The organism is Ligilactobacillus acidipiscis DSM 15836, from assembly GCF_001435755.1.
Lineage (GTDB): Bacteria > Bacillota > Bacilli > Lactobacillales > Lactobacillaceae > Ligilactobacillus > Ligilactobacillus acidipiscis.
Window position 1 is genome coordinate 1 of the sequence record NZ_AZFI01000449.1, and the last position, 209, is coordinate 209.

The window sequence follows — 209 nt, forward strand, 5'->3', positions numbered from 1 at the left end:
AGTGTTGCACTTAACTTGACAATTGAGGAAAGAAAATAGGGACCCTTTCAGTTAACATGTGCTAACCAAAAGGGGGGGCCCTATTTTCTTTTAATACCGTATTTCACACGGTATCGAATAAAGGTCGTCCGTTTAATACCTGTATTTCGCGACACATCAATGTCACTCATGCCTGCTCGATAAAGCTTAAAAGCATGTTGCAAGCGGGG

General features: G+C 42.1%; 1 pseudogene. It reads right to left on the reverse strand.

Features of this window, described 5'->3' with window-relative positions:
• Window positions 1-80: 80 nt before the first annotated feature.
• Window positions 81-209: pseudogene (locus tag FC65_RS12025) on the reverse strand (recombinase family protein); the annotation flags it as partial.